The sequence below is a fragment of the Parafrankia sp. FMc2 genome (assembly GCF_041008525.1).
GTDB lineage: Bacteria > Actinomycetota > Actinomycetes > Frankiales > Frankiaceae > Parafrankia.
In genome coordinates, this window is the sequence record NZ_JBFLUG010000002.1 from 34,745 (window position 1) to 51,617 (window position 16,873).

At 72.1% G+C, this 16,873-nt stretch carries 10 protein-coding genes; 4 read left to right on the forward strand and 6 right to left on the reverse strand.

Annotated elements, in window-relative coordinates; translation table 11 throughout:
• Positions 1-34 precede the first annotated feature (34 nt).
• From AB1460_RS01395 to AB1460_RS01410, 4 genes are all read right to left on the reverse strand, one after another.
• Positions 35-595: an acyltransferase gene (locus AB1460_RS01395; protein WP_368958696.1), complete on the reverse strand. Its 561-nt coding sequence runs from the start codon at positions 593-595 to the stop codon at positions 35-37.
• Entirely contained in the window at positions 592-2,022 is a 1,431-nt protein-coding gene (locus AB1460_RS01400) for an O-antigen ligase family protein (RefSeq protein WP_368958697.1), read from the reverse strand. Before AB1460_RS01400 ends, AB1460_RS01395 begins: the two co-directional genes overlap by 4 nt.
• Entirely contained in the window at positions 2,019-2,906 is an 888-nt protein-coding gene (locus AB1460_RS01405) for a hypothetical protein (RefSeq protein ID WP_368958698.1), read from the reverse strand. The genes AB1460_RS01400 and AB1460_RS01405 overlap by 4 nt, the downstream gene beginning before the upstream one ends.
• 301 nt (positions 2,907-3,207) lie before the next feature.
• Positions 3,208-3,702 (reverse strand): hypothetical protein, encoded by a 495-nt coding sequence (locus AB1460_RS01410; RefSeq protein ID WP_368958699.1) that lies wholly within the window; start codon positions 3,700-3,702, stop codon positions 3,208-3,210.
• A gap of 414 nt (positions 3,703-4,116) precedes the next feature.
• Between AB1460_RS01410 and AB1460_RS01415 the strand changes: the two genes are divergently transcribed.
• From AB1460_RS01415 to AB1460_RS01430, 4 genes are all read left to right on the forward strand, one after another.
• Positions 4,117-5,358 carry a glycosyltransferase gene (locus tag AB1460_RS01415; RefSeq protein ID WP_368958700.1) on the forward strand — a complete coding sequence of 414 codons (1,242 nt, stop codon included), beginning with the start codon at positions 4,117-4,119 and terminating at the stop codon, positions 5,356-5,358.
• Complete coding sequence (locus tag AB1460_RS01420; protein WP_368958701.1) at positions 5,351-7,168, forward strand: DUF4082 domain-containing protein; 1,818 nt, start codon at positions 5,351-5,353, stop codon at positions 7,166-7,168. The genes AB1460_RS01415 and AB1460_RS01420 overlap by 8 nt, the downstream gene beginning before the upstream one ends.
• 573 nt (positions 7,169-7,741) lie before the next feature.
• Positions 7,742-12,703 carry a DUF4082 domain-containing protein gene (locus tag AB1460_RS01425; RefSeq protein ID WP_368958702.1) on the forward strand — a complete coding sequence of 1,654 codons (4,962 nt, stop codon included), beginning with the start codon at positions 7,742-7,744 and terminating at the stop codon, positions 12,701-12,703.
• A 120-nt stretch (positions 12,704-12,823) separates the two neighbouring features.
• On the forward strand, positions 12,824-14,212 hold the full coding sequence (locus AB1460_RS01430; protein ID WP_368958703.1) for a glycosyltransferase family 4 protein: 1,389 nt from the start codon (positions 12,824-12,826) through the stop codon (positions 14,210-14,212).
• Here the strand turns inward: AB1460_RS01430 and AB1460_RS01435 are convergent.
• Positions 14,209-16,251 (reverse strand): lipopolysaccharide biosynthesis protein, encoded by a 2,043-nt coding sequence (locus AB1460_RS01435; RefSeq protein WP_368958704.1) that lies wholly within the window; start codon positions 16,249-16,251, stop codon positions 14,209-14,211. The two genes, AB1460_RS01430 and AB1460_RS01435, sit on opposite strands and share 4 nt — an antisense overlap.
• A complete protein-coding gene (locus tag AB1460_RS01440; protein ID WP_368958795.1) occupies positions 16,244-16,798 on the reverse strand; it encodes an acyltransferase in 555 nt (184 codons plus the stop codon). Before AB1460_RS01440 ends, AB1460_RS01435 begins: the two co-directional genes overlap by 8 nt.
• Positions 16,799-16,873 lie beyond the last annotated feature (75 nt).

The window sequence follows — 16,873 nt, forward strand, 5'->3', positions numbered from 1 at the left end:
CCTGTACCCGGCTGCTGCCCGCCTGCCCGCCTGGTCAGGCAGCAGGCCGGGGCGGCAGGTCCCGGACCCGGCGGGCGGGGATGCCGGCGTAGACCCCGTCCGCCGCGCAGTCGGCGGTGACCACGGCGCCAGCCGCGATGACGCACCCGTCGTGGACTGTCACGCCGGGCATGATCGTGGCGCGGGCACCGATCCAGCAGCCGTCACCGATCACGATCGGTCGGCCGGTCAGCGCACCGGCCCGCGACCGGCCGGTCCCGGGCCGGTGGGTGCTGGTACACAGCAGCACCTGCATGCCCAGGTGACAGTCCGCCCCGATCGTGATGTCCGCGAACGAGTCGAAGAAGCACCCGTGGTTGACGTACGTCCGGGGCCCGATCGAGACGTTGCGCCCCCCGAACCAGCAGCCCGCGGAGATCGCGGAGTCCGTCACCCGCATGCCTGTGCGCGCCAGCAGCTGCGCCCGCAGCGGCCGGGGGGTCACCTGCGCTGCCAGCGCGCCGTTCAGGACGACGTCGCGGACCAGGTCCCGGGCGGCCTGACGGGCCCGGACCACACGAGAGGGCACGAGCCCCGTCCCCGTCGCAGTGGTCATCGCGTCGTCCTCCTGTGGTCGGGTTCCTTCGTCAGCCGCCAGGCTGCTCCGCAGCAGCCGAGGAGCAGGAAGGTGAGACTGGCGATCAGCGAGAAGCTCATCGCGTCGAAGGTCACGTAGCTGAGCATCACGGCGAAGACGCTGGCCGCCAGCGCGCGGATGAGGTCCCGGGAGCGCTGGTCGGGTGCCCGGCGCAGGGCGAGGACCACACAGACCAGCGGAATCACGAACAGCAGGATCAGCGCGACCAGGCCGACCACGCCGATCTCGACCAGGCCGCCCAGGAACTGGTTGTCGAGCGTGCGGTAGATGTCCGGCAGGAAGGTCCGGAAACCGCGGCCGAACAGCGGGGCCTGGTCGAGGTAGTAGCCGACCGTCGCGTAGTCGCTGGTCCGTCCGGAGGTGCTGGGGTCGTTGGCGACGTCGGAGAACATGCTGCGCACCGTGCCGAGCAGGCCGGGGACGGCCAGCCGCATGAGCACCAGGAAGATCGGCATGATGATCAGTGCCCGCACCCGGACGCGCGACGGCCATCCGGTGAACAGCACGATGACGGTGACCGCGGCGGCGAGCAGACCGCTGCGGGACAGCGTCATGGGAAGTGCCGCGAGCAGCATGATCACCCCGGCCCAGCGCAGCCGCCGGCGCAGCCGGCTCGCCGTCGGCAGCAGGGCGAAGTGGAACGCGAACGGAAGGATGGCCGCGAAGACCACCCCGGCCTCGATCGGATGGCTGGCGGTCGCCTTGATCCGCACGAAGGTCGACCTGGTGCTCAGCTCGTCGAAGTCGGCGATCGCCTGCAGGCCGGGCGGGCGGATCGCGGCGAGGGGGTTGAAGCCGGTGTAGAACTGCACGAGCCCGAGCAGTCCCAGCAGGCTCCCGCCGATCGCCAGCCGGCGCAGCAGGGTCTCCATCCGGTCGAGGCTCGGTATGCCGTCGCAGGCGATCAGCATGATCCCGAGCCAGCACATCGTCGCGATCAGGCCGCGGTCAGCCGCCCGGATCTCCGAGGCCGAGGTCACCCGCACGTTGGCCGCGGTGTAGCTGACCAGGACGACTACGACGAACATCAGACCGGCGGTGCGGGTCGGGTTCGGCGCCTGCTCCAGGCCGAGGGCGGGATGGAGCCGTCCGCCGAGCCAGATCAGCAGGCCGATGAGGCCGAGCAGGTTGGCGGGCGTCGCCGCTGATCCGAGCGAGCCGATCACCAGCTGTGCGGACAGGCCGAGCAGCAGGAACACGAAGACCGTCAGCAGGCTGACCGCGTCGAGGCCCGCAAGGCGGCCTGCCCAGCCCGGTGGCGCCAGACCGGCGCCCGGCGCGAGCCCTGGTGGGAGGCCTGGCGTGACCCGACGCCCCCAGTCCGCCCCGGCGCCGGAGCGGGGGCCGGCTGCGGAAGGCGAGGTCTCCGACGTGCCGGTGGTCATGAAGGTCGGTCGCTGCCCAGCGGCCGGCGGTCAAAGACCGACTGCGGGCTGTCCTCGCGCGCGTTCGGCCGCCGGAGCGGGATCCGGTAGGTGCGCTCGGTGTCGTTGTCCGCGCGCGCCTCGGACGGGGGATCGAAGGCGTCCTGCTGGTCGTACCGCTGGCGTTCCCGACGCTCGTCCTGCCGGGGCCCGGTCGTGGCCTCCGGCAGCCGCCCCGACGAGCCGCTGGGCGCGATCGGTGCGATGGGGGGAGTGGGCGAGGCGGTCTGGGGCGCCGCCGGTCGCGGCGTGCGGATCCGGTCGAAGAGCAGCACGCCGAGGAAGGTGATCAGCCCGAAGGCGGCGAGTGCCAGCGCGGCGCGGGTGTAGCGGGCCTTCTGGTCGACGGTGACGTGTGGCTTCTGCGTGATCTTGTTCAGGACGAACCAGGATTCCCGGGGGGCCCCGCCCTTCTGCTGTTCCTCGTCCAGAACCTCGCCCAGCCTGGTGACCACATAGTCGACAGTGGTCACGACCGCGGCGCGATCGGGGCCCTTGGCCTGCACGTTCAGCACCGGGCCGGCAGCGTCGGTCGGAATTCCGATCATGTAGCCCGCCGTGGCCCCCTGCCGTTTCGCCTCGTCGACCGCGTCCGCGGTGCCGACCAGGCGGCTGATCACCTCCGCGGTGATGCGCAGTGCCTGCCCGAAACCCAGGTAGGGGTTGTCGACCTTTCCGGTGTCCGCGGAAACGGCCGACGGCAGCAGGAAGACCTGCGACGATCCCGCGTAGCTGACCGGCGTGGCGACAAAGGCGCCGATCGCGGCCACCAGGGTGAGGGCGATTCCTGCCGCGGTGAGCCGCCACCGGCGGAGCAGGATGGTGAGCGCGCCGTTCATCTGCATCGCGCCTTTCTCCCGGCCCCGAGCTGGTCGGCCCGGCCAGACGGGTTCGGGAGAATCCGTGCCCGTGCCCGTGCCCGCGCCGGGCGCCGGGCCGGCCGGTCAGCCTGGCCTTCGGACATTGCGGCGGGTGGGCCCCACCCGCCGCGGCACCGTCGCTCAGTGCGCGGTTTTCCGATTCGAGAAAGCAAGAGAGTACCCCCCCAGTGCCCAGGGCCAACGGCGGCCGCTGGCGGCATGCTCGTGCGGGAAAGCTGGTCGGCCCATGGCCGGGCCGTGCACAGGTCGGCGCCGTCGCCCGTGCTCATCGGCCGGCGCCGCGGGCCGGCCGCAGGTAGCCGGCGCGCCGGGCGCTGGTTCCCACGGCTGCGGTCGAAAGCGCGGCGACCAGGAGAACTCCGGCTGCCGCCCGGGGGCGGCTGCCCCCGGCGTAGGATGCCGGGCTCGCCGGGCCGGTCGACTCCCGGTGCCCGCGCGGGAGCGGGACGATGACGATGCGCTTCGCCTCGGGAATCTCGTCCTGCCAGGTGTCGAGCTGCTCCGACAGCCGGTTCACCACCGCGTTGACCGTGTCGCGGGCCACCGCACCGTCGGTGTCCGCGGCGACAATGCTGATGATGGTGCTTCGTTCGATGACGTCCGCGAACGGTTCGGTGCTGTTTCGCGAGAAAGCAAGCTGGAAATCGGTCAGGTGTCCGGCGCCCAGCGCACCTGGCCGGGTGAGCTCGGAACGGGCGTAATAGATCAGCAGCTCGCCGGCGAACTGGGCGTTGACCGCGTCGTCACGACCCTGGTCCACCCGTAGAACAACGGCGACGCTCGCTGCCTGGGGTGGCGGGCGCAGAAAAAGCGCCACCGCCCCCACTGTGACTCCGGCCGCCAGCACGGCGGCAACCAAAACCCGGGCCCGCCCCATTCCCGTCCCCCCAAGGCGCCCTCGCCGGTCGGCGTTGGGCGGATGTGATCCGCTCCCGTGAGCTTCGCATGATCGGAGCCGATTGTGCCCCCTGTCGCGGAGATCTCAGGCCGTGTGAGATCTCTGGCCGCACGAGATCTCGGGCCAGGCAAGAGACGGCCGGCAACGTCGTGCTCCACCCACCACCATAGGGCAGTCGCCCGGACGGCTGCCGGCCGGCCGACGCGCGCCCGATACGGGTCGGTTACCATCGGCCACGCATTCGTGGGCGCGGATGTTCAATCGGGAGGGGGACCGATGAGCGGCGCCGTGCGCGCAACCGGCCTGCCGGCGGCTACACAGTGGCACGAAATTGTTACCGTGTGTGCGACGAACCGTTGGGATGGCGTCAAGCTACACGACCGTTCGCTGGCGGAGCAGCTGGCCCGGCACGTTCCCGTGCTGTATGTCGACCCGCCGATCTCACCGGCTACTCCACGGCGGCGGGCCGACATCGCGCCGCCCGCCGCGCCGCGGGTGCGCATGGTGGCGCCGAACCTGGCCCATCTCGCGCCGGTGGTCCTGCCCGGCCTGCGCCGGCGCGGGGTTGCCCCGGCCAACGCGGAGATCGCGCGGCGGCAGATCGGGCGGGCGGTGCGCGAGCTGGGCGCGCCCGTGGCCGCGCTGGTCGAGGCCGATGTGCTGCTGCCCGCCTTCGGCGCGGCCCGGGAGCGGCTCCGGGTGTACTGGGCGCAGGACGACTATGCCGGGGGCGCGGCGCTGCTCGGCCTCGACCCGGTGCGGGTGCAGGTCGCCGAGGTGAAGGTGGCGGCGAAGGCCGACGTGGTGATCGCCGCGAGTCCGGTCGTCCACGACAAGCTGGCCGCGCTGGGCGCGAATCCCGTGCTGATTCCGTACGGCTGCGATCCCGGGGCTTTTGCCGGCGTCGAGTCCGCGCCACTGCCGGAAGACGTCCACCTTCGGGCCCCGATCGCAGGGCTAGTTGGGCATATCAATGCGCGAATCGATCTGAATCTGCTGGAAGCGGTGGCGGCCGAGGGGCATTCCCTCCTGCTGGTCGGCCCGATCGATCCGGCCTTCGAACCGCTGCGGATGCAGGCACTGCTCGCCCGAAAGAACGTCGAGGCGGTGGGGCGGAAGCCCGCGGAGCAGCTGCCGAGCTATCTGCGGGTCATCGACGTGGGGCTTGTGCCATACGCCGATACTCCCTTCAACCGTGGTAGCTTCCCTTTGAAGACTCTGGAGTACCTCGCAGCAGGGCGAGCTGCTGTCTCGACGGATCTGCCGGCCACGCGCTGGCTGGATTCATCGCTGATAGTCACTGCCACGACGCCGTCGCACTTCACGGCGGCGGTCACCGCGGAGCTGCAACGCGAGCGGTCCGGCCAGCTGGCCGCCGCGCGCCGCGCGTTCGCGGAAAGCCACAGCTGGGAGCACCGGGCCGCCGCCTTCGCCGCGGCGCTCCGGGTCACCCGACCTGACGGTTCTGTGTCCATGTACGGGGGGGACCGACCGGAGGTTCGCAATGACCGTGCGTAACGCATCAGGCGATACCGGTACAGCAGACGAGATCGCGGAGGAAACAGGGAGCGGGCCTGCCCCCGGCCCGGCCGGTGACGGCGCCGAGCCTGGATCCGGCGCCGTCTTCTCCCGCCCGGCCTCCGGGGCCCGACGGGCCGGGCGTCCCCGGGCATCCGGTGGCGGGCGGCGCCGGCGGCGGCGGGCACCCCGCACCGCCCAGCCCGCACCGTTCCGTCCGCGCACCCTGTCGATCATCGTGGCCGTCGCGCTGCTCGCCGGTGTGACCGGCCTGGTGGTCGGTCTCCAGACCAACTCCGGCTCCAACGACCTGAACGTGACCGAGGCCGGGCGTTCCGGTGGCCCCGCCAGCGTGATCAGCCTCTGGGGCTCCAGCGCGCGCCTGCCGGTCCAGACCAGCCCCGACACCCGCCGGGTCGTGCTCGGCCTGCGGTTCCGCGCCGAGACCTCGGGCGAGGTCTCGGCGCTGCGGGTCTTCCGGCCAGGTGCCGGCGGCGGCCCGAACACCGGGGCCCTGTGGTCCGCCGACGGGCGGCTGCTCAGCACCCTCACGATCCCCGACAGCGACCGCGGCGGGTGGCGCCGCGGTGCGTTCGGGCGGCCGGTCGCCCTCCAGGCCGGGCGTACCTACGTCGCCGCCTACCAGGTGGAGACCGGCGGCTACGTCGACCAGGTCAACTACTTCGCCAACGGCCAGGTGCGCAAGGTCGGCCCACTGGTGGCGCTCGCCGGGGTGTACACCTACCGCGCCTCCGCCTTCCCGAACGAGACCTGGGAGGCGAGCAACTACTACGTCGACGTCGAGTTCCGGCCAGGCAGCCGCCCGTCGGGCGCGCCGGTGACGGCCCCGCCGTCCCCGGGCCCGAACGCGACAGCGCCGCCCTCGTCGCCGGCCCCGTCCGGCACCGCGGGCCCGGGCGCGACTCCCCAGCCACCGGCTCCCACCGCCCCCGCGACCGGTAACCCGGCTCCTGGCGCGACCAACCCGGGAGTGCCCCCGCCGTCCTCCGGCGGCGGGGCCGCGACGCGGGACTGGCCGGGAGCGCACAACACCGGCGTCAGGGCCGGGGTGACCCTCACTCCCTCCCGCTCGATCACGGTCACCGAGGACAACACGGTGATCAGCAACCTGGACGTGAAGGGCACCATCAAGGTCCGGGCCCGCAACGTGACCATCCGCAACGTCCGGGTGCACGGCTGTGGTGAGGGCGGTGCCATCGACACCGGCTACATGCAGGACAGGACGGGCCCGACCCTGATCGAGGACGTCGAGGTCAGCGGTGACGGCCTGTCCTGCGACCGGTCCGGTATCGGGAACTCCAACATGACGATCCGCCGGGCCAACATCCACGGTTTCCGGGCCGGTATCTACTCGGACGGCAGCACGGTGGTCGAGGGCAGCTGGGTGCACGACCTGTACTCGAACCAGTCGTCGCACATGGACGGCTTCCTCTCGAACGGCGGCTCGAACCTCACCCTCATCGGCAACACGATCGAATGTGCCGTCCCGGACGGGAACGACTACTGCACGGGCTCGATCGGCCTGTTCGGCGACTTCGCGCCCATCCAGAACGTGCTGATCCAGCGGAACCTCTTCAACACGCAGGGCTCCTACTGCGTGTATGGCGGCTCGGGCGACCAGAAGCCGTTCCCGGTGGCGAAGAACGTCCGCATCCTGGACAACACCTTCGGCCGCCGCTACCACGCCGCCTGCGGCACCTACGGGACCATCGCGGGCTTCGTGCGCGGCAACGGCAACGAGGTGGCCGGCAACGTCTGGGCCGAGACCGGGGCGCCGGTGACCCTCTGAGGGTTGGGTGACGCGCACCTCCACCCCTGAATCCCGCAACCACCCCTGAATTCCGCAACACACTGGCTGGCGCGAGGTGGGTGGCGTCGGCGGCCGAAGTGCCGCCGGTGCCACCCACCTCGTCGCATGTCCGGGCTCGGCAGCCGGAGGGGCCGGCACGGCGGACGAACAACGGCATGACGCCAGACGAACCACCTTCGGTGGGCGATCGCCGCTACGCTGTACGGGTTTGCCTGAATGGGGTATGTGCGCTAGCGTTTCGTGTCGCCACAGCGGCACCAATCAGGGGGTATGTGCCGCGCGGCGTGGGGGGTTCACATGCACGTTTTCTCGTCGCGGCAGTTTCTGTCGCCTGTTGACGGTCTGTACGCATCCGGGCACGTTGCTGCCCTGATGTGACGTCTCCTCGCCTGGCCGGAGTCCGGCGCGTGACTGTTCCGCGCCGGTCCCTCAGGGGCCTGTCCCGCTGACGGCTTGCGCCGTTTTCCTCAACCCACAGATGCCATCCGGCCGGACCTGACCCGGCGGGCCGGGGCGAGGACATGGAACCTGTCCTGAATTCGGGAGATCGCGATGCAGTCTCGTCGGCGCGTGGCCAGCCTCTGGCGTCGTGGCTCGATCCCTTCGCTGCCGGGCCGCCGTCACAGGTCCCGGGCCGTCGGGCACCCGGCCCGGCGCGCCCTGTGGCGGGTCGCGCTTCTCGCGTTGCTGGTGGGCGCCGCCTCCGCCGGTCTCACCGCCGTGCCGGTGGGGTCCGTCCTGCCGGCGGCACTGACGCCGCCGGCAGCCCAGGCCGCGGGGCCGTGCGATCCGCCGGTCAACCCGATCGTCTGTGAGAACAGCCAGGCCGGCACACCGCAGTCGCAGTGGCTCCTCACCGGCGCCGGCGACCCGTCCATTCAGGGCTTCGGCACGCAGATCAGCGTCAACAAGGGCGAGACGATCCGCTTCAAGGTGAAGACGGACGCCTCCGACTACCGCATCGACATCTACCGGATGGGCTACTACCAGGGCAACGGCGCACGCCGGCTCGACACCATCGACCCGAGCGCGGCCCTGCCGCAGATCCAGCCCGCGTGCTACACCGACCAGACCACCCATCTGGTCGACTGCGGCAACTGGGGCGAGTCGGCGTCCTGGCAGGTTCCCTCGACCGCGGTCTCCGGCATCTACTTCGCGATCCTGCACCGTGAGGACACCGGTGGCGAGGGCCAGATCACCTGGGTCGTGCGGGACGACGCAAGCCACAGCGACGTCCTCGTGCAGGCCTCGGACACGACCTGGCAGGCCTACAACTGCTACGGCGGGTACAGCCTGTACGAGCTGAGTGACACCTGCCGCCAGGCGAAGAAGGTCAGCTACAACCGGCCGTTCGCGACCCCGGAGAACAAGTTCCAGGACTGGGTGCTCAGCTCCGAGTACCCGATGATCCGGTTCCTGGAAGCGAACGGGTACGACCTGAGCTACACGAGCGGCATCGACTCGGACCGCTCCGGCGCGCTGCTGCGCAACCACCGCACCTTCGTCTCCTCCGGCCACGACGAGTACTGGTCCGGCGCGCAGCGGACGAACGTCGAGGGTGCCCGGGACGCCGGGGTCAACCTCGCGTTCTTCTCGGGCAACACGGTCTACTGGAAGGTCCGCTGGGAGCAGAGCATCGACGGGTCGGGACAGGCCTACCGAACGATGGTCTGCTACAAGGAGTCGCGCGACAACGCCAAGATCGACCCGTCCAGCGAGTGGACCGGCACCTGGCGCGACGCGCGCTTCTCCCCGCCGTCGGACGGCGGCAAGCCCGAGAACGCGCTGACCGGCACCTACTGGCTCGTCCAGAGCGACTACCACGCGATCAAGGTGCCGGCCGCGGACGGCCGGATGCGGTTCTGGCGCGACACGGGCGTCGACGATCTCACCGGGAACGAGGTGGCGACGCTCGCGCCCAGCACCCTGGCCTACGAGTGGGAAACCGACATCGACAACGGGTTCCGGCCGGCGGGCCTGTTCCAGGTCGCCCATTCGGACGTCCCGGATGCCGTGTCCGTGGTGAAGGACGCCTACGGAAACGTCGTGGAGCCCGGCTCGGCCATGCACGCGATGACGATGTACCGGGCGGACAGCGGTGCGCTGGTCTTCAGCTCGGGCACCATCCAGTGGTCCTGGGGGCTCGACGAGTCGAACCCGGACAGCACTCCGCCGGACAGACGGATGCGCCAGGCCACCGTCAACCTGTTCGCTGACATGGACGCCCAACCGGCCACCCTGATCGATGGCCTGACCAGGGCGACCGCCTCCACCGACAGCACCGGCCCGGCGGTCACCATCACCTCGCCGGCGGGCGGCGCCGCGCACCTGAACGGGGCCGCGGTCACGGTCACCGGGACCGCGGCCGACGCCGGCGGCGGTGTCGTCGGCGGCGTCGAGGTCTCCCTCGACAACGGCCAGACCTGGCATCCCGCCCAGGGGCGGGAGTCCTGGACCTACACCGGCGCGGCGGTCGGCGTCGGCGCGGTGTCGATCAGAGCCCGGGCCTCGGACGACAGCGGCAACATCGGCGCGACCGCCCAGGTCGCGACCACGGTGTCCTGCCCCTGCACGATCTTCCCGACGGATGCGGTGCCGGCGACCCCGGCGAGCGACGACGGTGCGGCGATCAACGTCGGCCTGAAGTTCACCTCCACGGCGGACGGCTCGATCACCGGTGCCCGGTTCTACAAGGGCCCCGGCAACACCGGCACCCACACGGCGACGCTGTGGACGGCCGACGGCACGCCGCTGGCCAGCGGGACCTTCGTCGACGAGACCGCGAGTGGCTGGCAGACCGTCAGCTTCCCGCAGGCGGTGGGTGTCACGAAGGACACCACCTACGTGATCTCCTACCACGCTCCGTCCGGCCACTACGCGGCTGATCCCGGCGCCTTCACCAACGCCGGTACGACCGGTCTGCCGCTGCGGGCGCTGCCCGCCGGGCCGACGGCGTCCAACGGCGTGTACCGGTACGGGCCGGCGGGGCAGTTCCCGAACCAGTCCGTCGCACCGGCGGCCGGCCAGCTCAACTCCTCCTGGAACTACTGGGTGGACGCGATCTTCTCCGACGCGTCGGCCGCGGACGTCTCCCCGCCCTCGGTGACCGCGCGGACGCCGGGCGCGGCGGCGACCAACATCGACCCGGCCACGACCGTCACCGCCACGTTCTCCGAGGACATCACCGCCGGCAGCGCCTCGCTGGTGCTCCGCGACGCGGCGAACGCCGTGGTCCCCTCGGCGGTCGCCTACAACGCCACCGACCGCCGGATCACCCTCACACCGAACGCGACCCTGCCCAGCGGGAGCACGTTCACCGCGGTGCTGTCCGGCGCCAGTGACGCCGAGGGCAACGTCATGAACCCGGCGATGTGGTCGTTCACGACGGCCGGCCCGCGCACCTGCCCCTGCACGATCTGGGACGCCTCCGCGACACCGGCGGTGCCCGCGGCCGACGACCCGGGCGCGATCGAGGTCGGGGTCAGGTTCCAGCCGACCAGTGACGGCTGGATCTACGGCCTGCGCTTCTTCAAGGGACCGGGTAACACCGGCACCCATGTCGGGTCGCTGTGGGACTCCTCCGGGGCCCGGCTGGCCTCGGTCACCTTCACCGGGGAGTCCGAGACCGGCTGGCAGCAGGCCGCGCTCTCGCCGCCGATCGCCGTCCAGGCCGGGACGACCTACACCGCCTCCTACCACGCTCCGGCCGGCCACTACGCGTACACCAACGGCGCGTTCGCGACCGCCGGTGCCGGCACCGCCCCGATCCGGGCCCTGTCGAACACCGACGCCGGCGGGAACGGCGTCTTCGCCTACGGGCCGAGCAGCCGCCCGACCGAGTCGGCGCAGGCGTCCAACTACTGGGTCGACGTCGTCTTCGACACCACCGCGCCGAACGACTCGGTGCCGCCGGTGGTCGCGGGCGTCACCCCGGCGCCGGGCGCGACCGCGGTCGCGCCCGGGACGGCGATCACGGCCACGTTCAGCGAGCCGATCCAGCCAGGCACGCTGGCGATGACGGTCCACGAGGCCGCCGGTGCCGGTGCCGCCGCCGCCGGCACCGTCAGCTACGACGGGCCGACCCAGACGGCCACCTTCACCCCGAACGCGACACTGGCCTACGGCCGCGGCTACACGGTGACGGTCTCCGGCGCGACGGACCTGCTCGGCAACGCGATGGCGGGCCCGGAGACCTGGACCTTCACGACGGCCCAGCCCGACTGCCCCTGCACGGCGTTCGGATCGACCGTTCCGCCACAGATCGCTGGCGACGCCCAGGCCATCGAGCTGGGCATGAAGTTCCGCGTGAGCCAGCCGGGTCTCATCAGCGGCGTCCGGTTCTACAAGTCGGCCGGCAACACCGGAACCCACCTCGGCAGCCTCTGGTCGGCGACCGGCACCCGGCTGGCGGCCGCGGTCTTCACCGGCGAGACGGCAACCGGCTGGCAGACGGTCTCGTTCACCGGCCCGGTGGCGGTGACCCCGGGCACGACCTACATCGTCTCCTACCACACCAACACCGGCTACTACGCGGCGACGGGTGGCTACTTCGCGGACCCACCGGCGAGCACCTCACCGGTGGTGGCGCTCGCCAGCGGTGCGGACGGGCCCAACGGCGTGTACGTCTACGGCGGCACGGCCTTCCCGACCGAGTCGTACAACAACGCCAACTACTGGGTGGATCCCGTGTTCGTCCTGAACGGGGCGCCGGACAGCGCCCCGCCGGCGATCGCGGGCCGCACCCCGGCGCCCGGCGCGACCACCAGCGTGGCGTCGGACCCGGTCACCGTCACCTTCAACGAGCCGATCCGGTCGTCCACGTTTGCTCTGACCCTGAAGGACGATGCCAACCGGGACGTACCGGGCGCGGTGAGCTACGACTGGGAGACCTCGACGGCGACCCTGCTCCCGGGCCGGGAGCTGAGCACCGGGCACCAGTACACGGCCACCGTCGCCGTCGAGGACCTGGCCGGCAACGCGCTGGCTCCCACCTCGTGGACGTTCACACCGCTGGTCGACTGCCCGTGCACGATCTTCCCGGCGACATCCACCCCGGCGGTCGCGTCCGCCGGGGACACCGACGCCGTGGAGCTCGGCGTGCGGTTCCAGGCCGACCAGGACGGCTATGTCACCGGCCTGCGCTTCTACAAGGGCGCGGCGAACACGGGCACCCACGTCGGTCACCTGTGGGATGCGGGCGGTAACCTTCTCGGTAGCGCGACCTTCACCGGCGAGACGGCGTCCGGCTGGCAGCAGGTCCTGTTCGGCACCCCGGTGGAGGTGACGGGTGGGGCCACCTATGTCGCCTCCTACCACGCCCCGGGCGGCGGTTACTCCTACACCCCGAACGACCTGGCCGCGACGACCACCCGCGCGCCCGTCCGCGCGCTCGGGGACGGCGTGGACGGGCCGAACGGGGTGTATCGGTACGGTGCGCCGGGCTTCCCGGACCAGCCCGGGGGCCGGAGCAACTACTGGGTCGACGTCCTGTTCACCACCAGCCCGCCCCAGTGACCAGCCCGTTCCAGTGACCAGGGGCCAGGTGGGCGGCGGCGGGTCGGACCTTCCGTCCGCCCACCCACCGGGTGGCGGGCAGCTGGTCGCCGGGCCCTGACCCCGAGTGGAGAAGGCACCGTGAAGATCCTGGTCTACCCCCATCACCTGGAGATCGGCGGAAGCCAGACCAACGCGATCGACCTCGCCACCGAGCTGCGGGACGCGCATGGCCACGATGTGGTCTTCTTCGCCACGCCCGGCCCGGCGGCCGCGCTGCTGCACGAGCGGAAGATCCGCCTGATCCCGGCCCCGGCCGCCTTCGGGGCCCCGTCCGCACGCATGATCGCCGCGCTGGCCCGGGTCGTCCGCGAGCAGCGGCCAGACGTCGTCCACGCCTGGGACTGGCCGCAGTGCATCAACTCCCTGCTCGCGTTCGGGCCGCTCGGGGTGCCGTTCGCCGGCAGCGACATGAACAACCTGTCGGTGTCCGCGCACCTGCCGAAGGCGGTGCCCATGACGTTCGGTACCGAGGAGACGGTGGACGTCGCGCGCGGGCTCGGGCACCGGCGGCTGTTGCTGCTGGAGCCGCCCGTCGACACCGACCGCGACGACCCTGCCGTGGTGGACGGCGAGACCGTCCGCGCCGAGCACGGGATCGGCGCCGACGAGCTGCTGGTCGTCGCCGTCTCCCGTCTGGTCGGCTGGCTGAAGCTGGAGGGCCTCATCCGCGGGATCGAGGCGGTCGGCGAGCTCGCGGGGGACCATCCGGTGCGGTTCCTGCTCGTCGGTTCCGGCACGGCCGAGGAGGACCTGCGGGAACGCGCCGCCGCCGTCAACGCCAGGGTCGGCCGCGAGGTCGTCATCGTCCCCGGGCCGATGCTCGACCCCCGGGGCGCCTACGCGGCCGCCGACGTCGTGCTGGGCATGGGCGGCTCGGCACTGCGCGGCCTGGCCTTCGGTAAGCCGGTGCTGCTGACCGGCGAGAAGGGCTTCTCCACGATCGTCGGCCCCGACACCGTGGCCCCGCTGTTCTGGCGCGGCTACTACGGCGTCGGGGACGGCACGCCGTCCGACCTCGCCGGCCAGCTGGCGGACCTGCTCGGGGACGCCGCGCTGCGGGCCCGGCTCGGCACCTGGGCCCGCGACCTCGTCCTCGACCGCTACTCACTGACCGTCACCGGCCGCCGGCTCGACGAGTTCCTGCGGGATGCCGCGGAACGTCCGCCGGTCCGGGCGGGCATCCTGCGGGACCTGGCCATGATCGCTCCGCGGGCGACCGCGAGCCGGGTCGTGCCGCCGGCCGTCCGCAACCGACTCCGCGGCGGCTCCACCCCCACGAACTGGGCGGACGTCGCCGTCGCCCGCGGCACACAGGACGGTCCGAGCCCCTCCCGCCCCGGCGGCCACCAGGCCGCGCCGACAGCGGGGGCGGGGACCAGCATCGGCAGTGACACCACGACCAGCAGTGGCACCACGACCGGCGCCGGCGCCGGCGTTGGTGCCGGTCGTGGCGAGGGAGCGGGCTAACCGGAGACGGCGGGTTCGGCGGGCGGCTGCGCGGGCTCCCGCGGGGGCCGGACCAGGGAGCGCATGGGCGCGACGATCGGGGCGTACGCCAGGGTCGCCGCGCCCCCGCCGATCACCAGGGCGAGCAGCGGCGACGACGTGAGCCGGGATCCGAGCAGGGCCACCGCGGCGAAGACGGCACCGCCGATCGCCGGCCGGACCAGGACGAGCGCGATCTGCCGCAGTGAGAACTCCATGGCGCGCAGAGCCAGGCAGAAGGCCGGGACGACGATCACCACGGCAACGAGGAGCTGCCCGGCCGCGACCCCTCGGATGCCGTCGAGGTGCGCGCCGACGGCGAGGACGGGAATCAGAACGATCAGCCAGATCGTCTGGATGCGGACCATGATCCGGGCCTTGCCGACGGCGACGAGCAGGTCATCGGTGATCTCGATGGCGACGCGGACGATGGACAGCACGGCGAGGAAGCGCAGCGCCTCGGCCGCCGGCACCCACTTGGACCCCTGCAGCGTCTCGATGATCTCGGCACCCAGGACGGCCAGCAGCGCGCACACCGGCACGGTCACCGCGGTGAGCAGCGCCAGCGCGCGGGCGAAGGCGGTGCGCAGCCGTTCCGGATCGGAGCCGAGCTGCGCGAACCCGACCAGGCTCACCCGCCGGACCGCGAACGAGAACATGTTGACCGGCCAGCTCGCGAGGTTGAAGGCCTGGGTGTAGAGGCCGAGCGGCGCCGGCCCCAGCATCCGTCCGGTGATCGTGGTGTCGACGTTCAGCATGCAGAAGGTCAGGAAGCCGGACCCGGTCAGCGGGACGCCGTCCGCGGCGAGCCGGCGGGCCATGTCCGGCCGGAAGCCGGGAAGCGGGCGGCGCGGAGCCAGCACGATGATGGCGAGCGCACCGACGAGGTTGCCGGCCAGCCGGCCCAGGACCAGCCCCCAGACACCCATGCCCGTGGCGACCAGCCACAGGGTGAGCCCGGCCCAGACGGCGAGGTTCAGGCTGTCCGCGATGGTCCGGCGCCCCTGGGAGAAGGAGCGGGTGAGCAGCGCGGTCGGTACCGCGGCGGTCGCGTCGATCAGGATCGTGAGGGCCAGCACGCGCAGGAAACCGGTGGCCTCGGGGATGTGCAGCGCGCCGGCGAACAGCGGCGTGGAGACGAAGAACAGGCCGTACAGGACCGCACTGAAAGCCATGATCAGGGTGACGCCGGTTCCTTCGACCTCCCGGACGTCCCCCTCCCAGCGAATCAGGGCGGCGGTCATGCCGGCGTCGTTGAGGCTCATCAGGAACTGCATGGCGAGCAGCGCGAGCGCGAACACGCCGAACTCGTCGATCGACAGCATCCGGGCCAGGGCGATCCCGATGATCAGGACGCCGGCCCGGGAGATCACGTTGTTGAGGAAGCTCCACCCGAGCCCCCGCCGGAGCTTGTTGCCCAGCTGGTCGTCCGGGGCACCCGCCGCGGGCAGCCGTCCCTCGGCCGGCGACGCGGCGCCCGGGCCCAGCGCGAGCGCGGCGCTGTCGGCACGCTGACGGGACCCGTACTGGCTGATGACCAGGGTCGGTTCGGCGTCCTTGTGCGGAGCCGGCGGTTCCGGTGCTCCGAGCGGTTCGAGCAGGTCGGGTGCCGGGCGTGCCTTCGCCACCTCGCTCGCCCGGCCGGCCGGCGACGACGGCACTCGTTGCACGGTGACGGTGCGGTCGATGTCGTCCGTGCCCGGCGACCGCTGCAGGGTGACGGTCCGCTCGATGTCCTCCGGGGGTGTCGGGCGGCGTGCCCGGGGCGTGCCCTTCACGGCGTCCGGCAGTGCCGGGCGCTGCACCATGACGGTGCGCTCGACGTCCTCCTGGGCTGGCGCCGGGTGATCGGCCTCGGTAGCGCTGTCGGTCTGCTCCGGGCCACCGGCCTGCCCCGGGGCGCTGGCCTGGGTGGGGTCCCAGGCCAGGGTCATGGTTCGTTCCTGGTCCCCGTCCGGGTACCGCTGGGTGCCGGGTGACGGGTCACCCGGCGGTACGTCCGCGTCCGTCAGGTCAGGCATGATCCGGAAGGACGCCACCGCTGGCCTGGTCCCGGCGGTGGCGGGTGCCGCAGGCGCAGGTCAGGTCCTCGCCGAGGCGCTCGCCGCAGGCACACATCCAGCCGATCTGGCGAGCCGGGTTGCCGACGACCATCGCGCCGGGCGGGACGTCCCGGATCACCACCGTGCCGGCGCCGACGAAGGCGTTCTCGCCGATGGTGACGCCGCAGACGATCGTGGCGTTCGCGCCGATCGTGGCACCCGAGCGGATCACCGTCGGCAGCAGGGCGTCGCCTGACTTCTTGACGGCCGCCCGGGGCATGTAGTCGTTGGTGAACACGGCGTTCGGGCCGAGGAAGACGTCGTCGCCGACGACGAGGCCGTTGAACAGGGCCACGTTGTTCTTGACGGTCACCCTGTCCCCGAGCCGGACCTCGGACTCGACGAAGGCGTGGTCGCAGATGTTGCAGTCCGCGCCGACGACCGCCCCGGGCAGGACGTGCGCGAATGCCCACACCCTGGTGCCCGGGCCGACCTGGTCGCTTTCGCACAGCGCCGCGGGGTGCACGAACGGCGCGGGCCGCCCGGCCGCGACCGCCGGACCGCCCGCTGCTGCCGGGCTGCCCGCGACATCCGTCGCCGT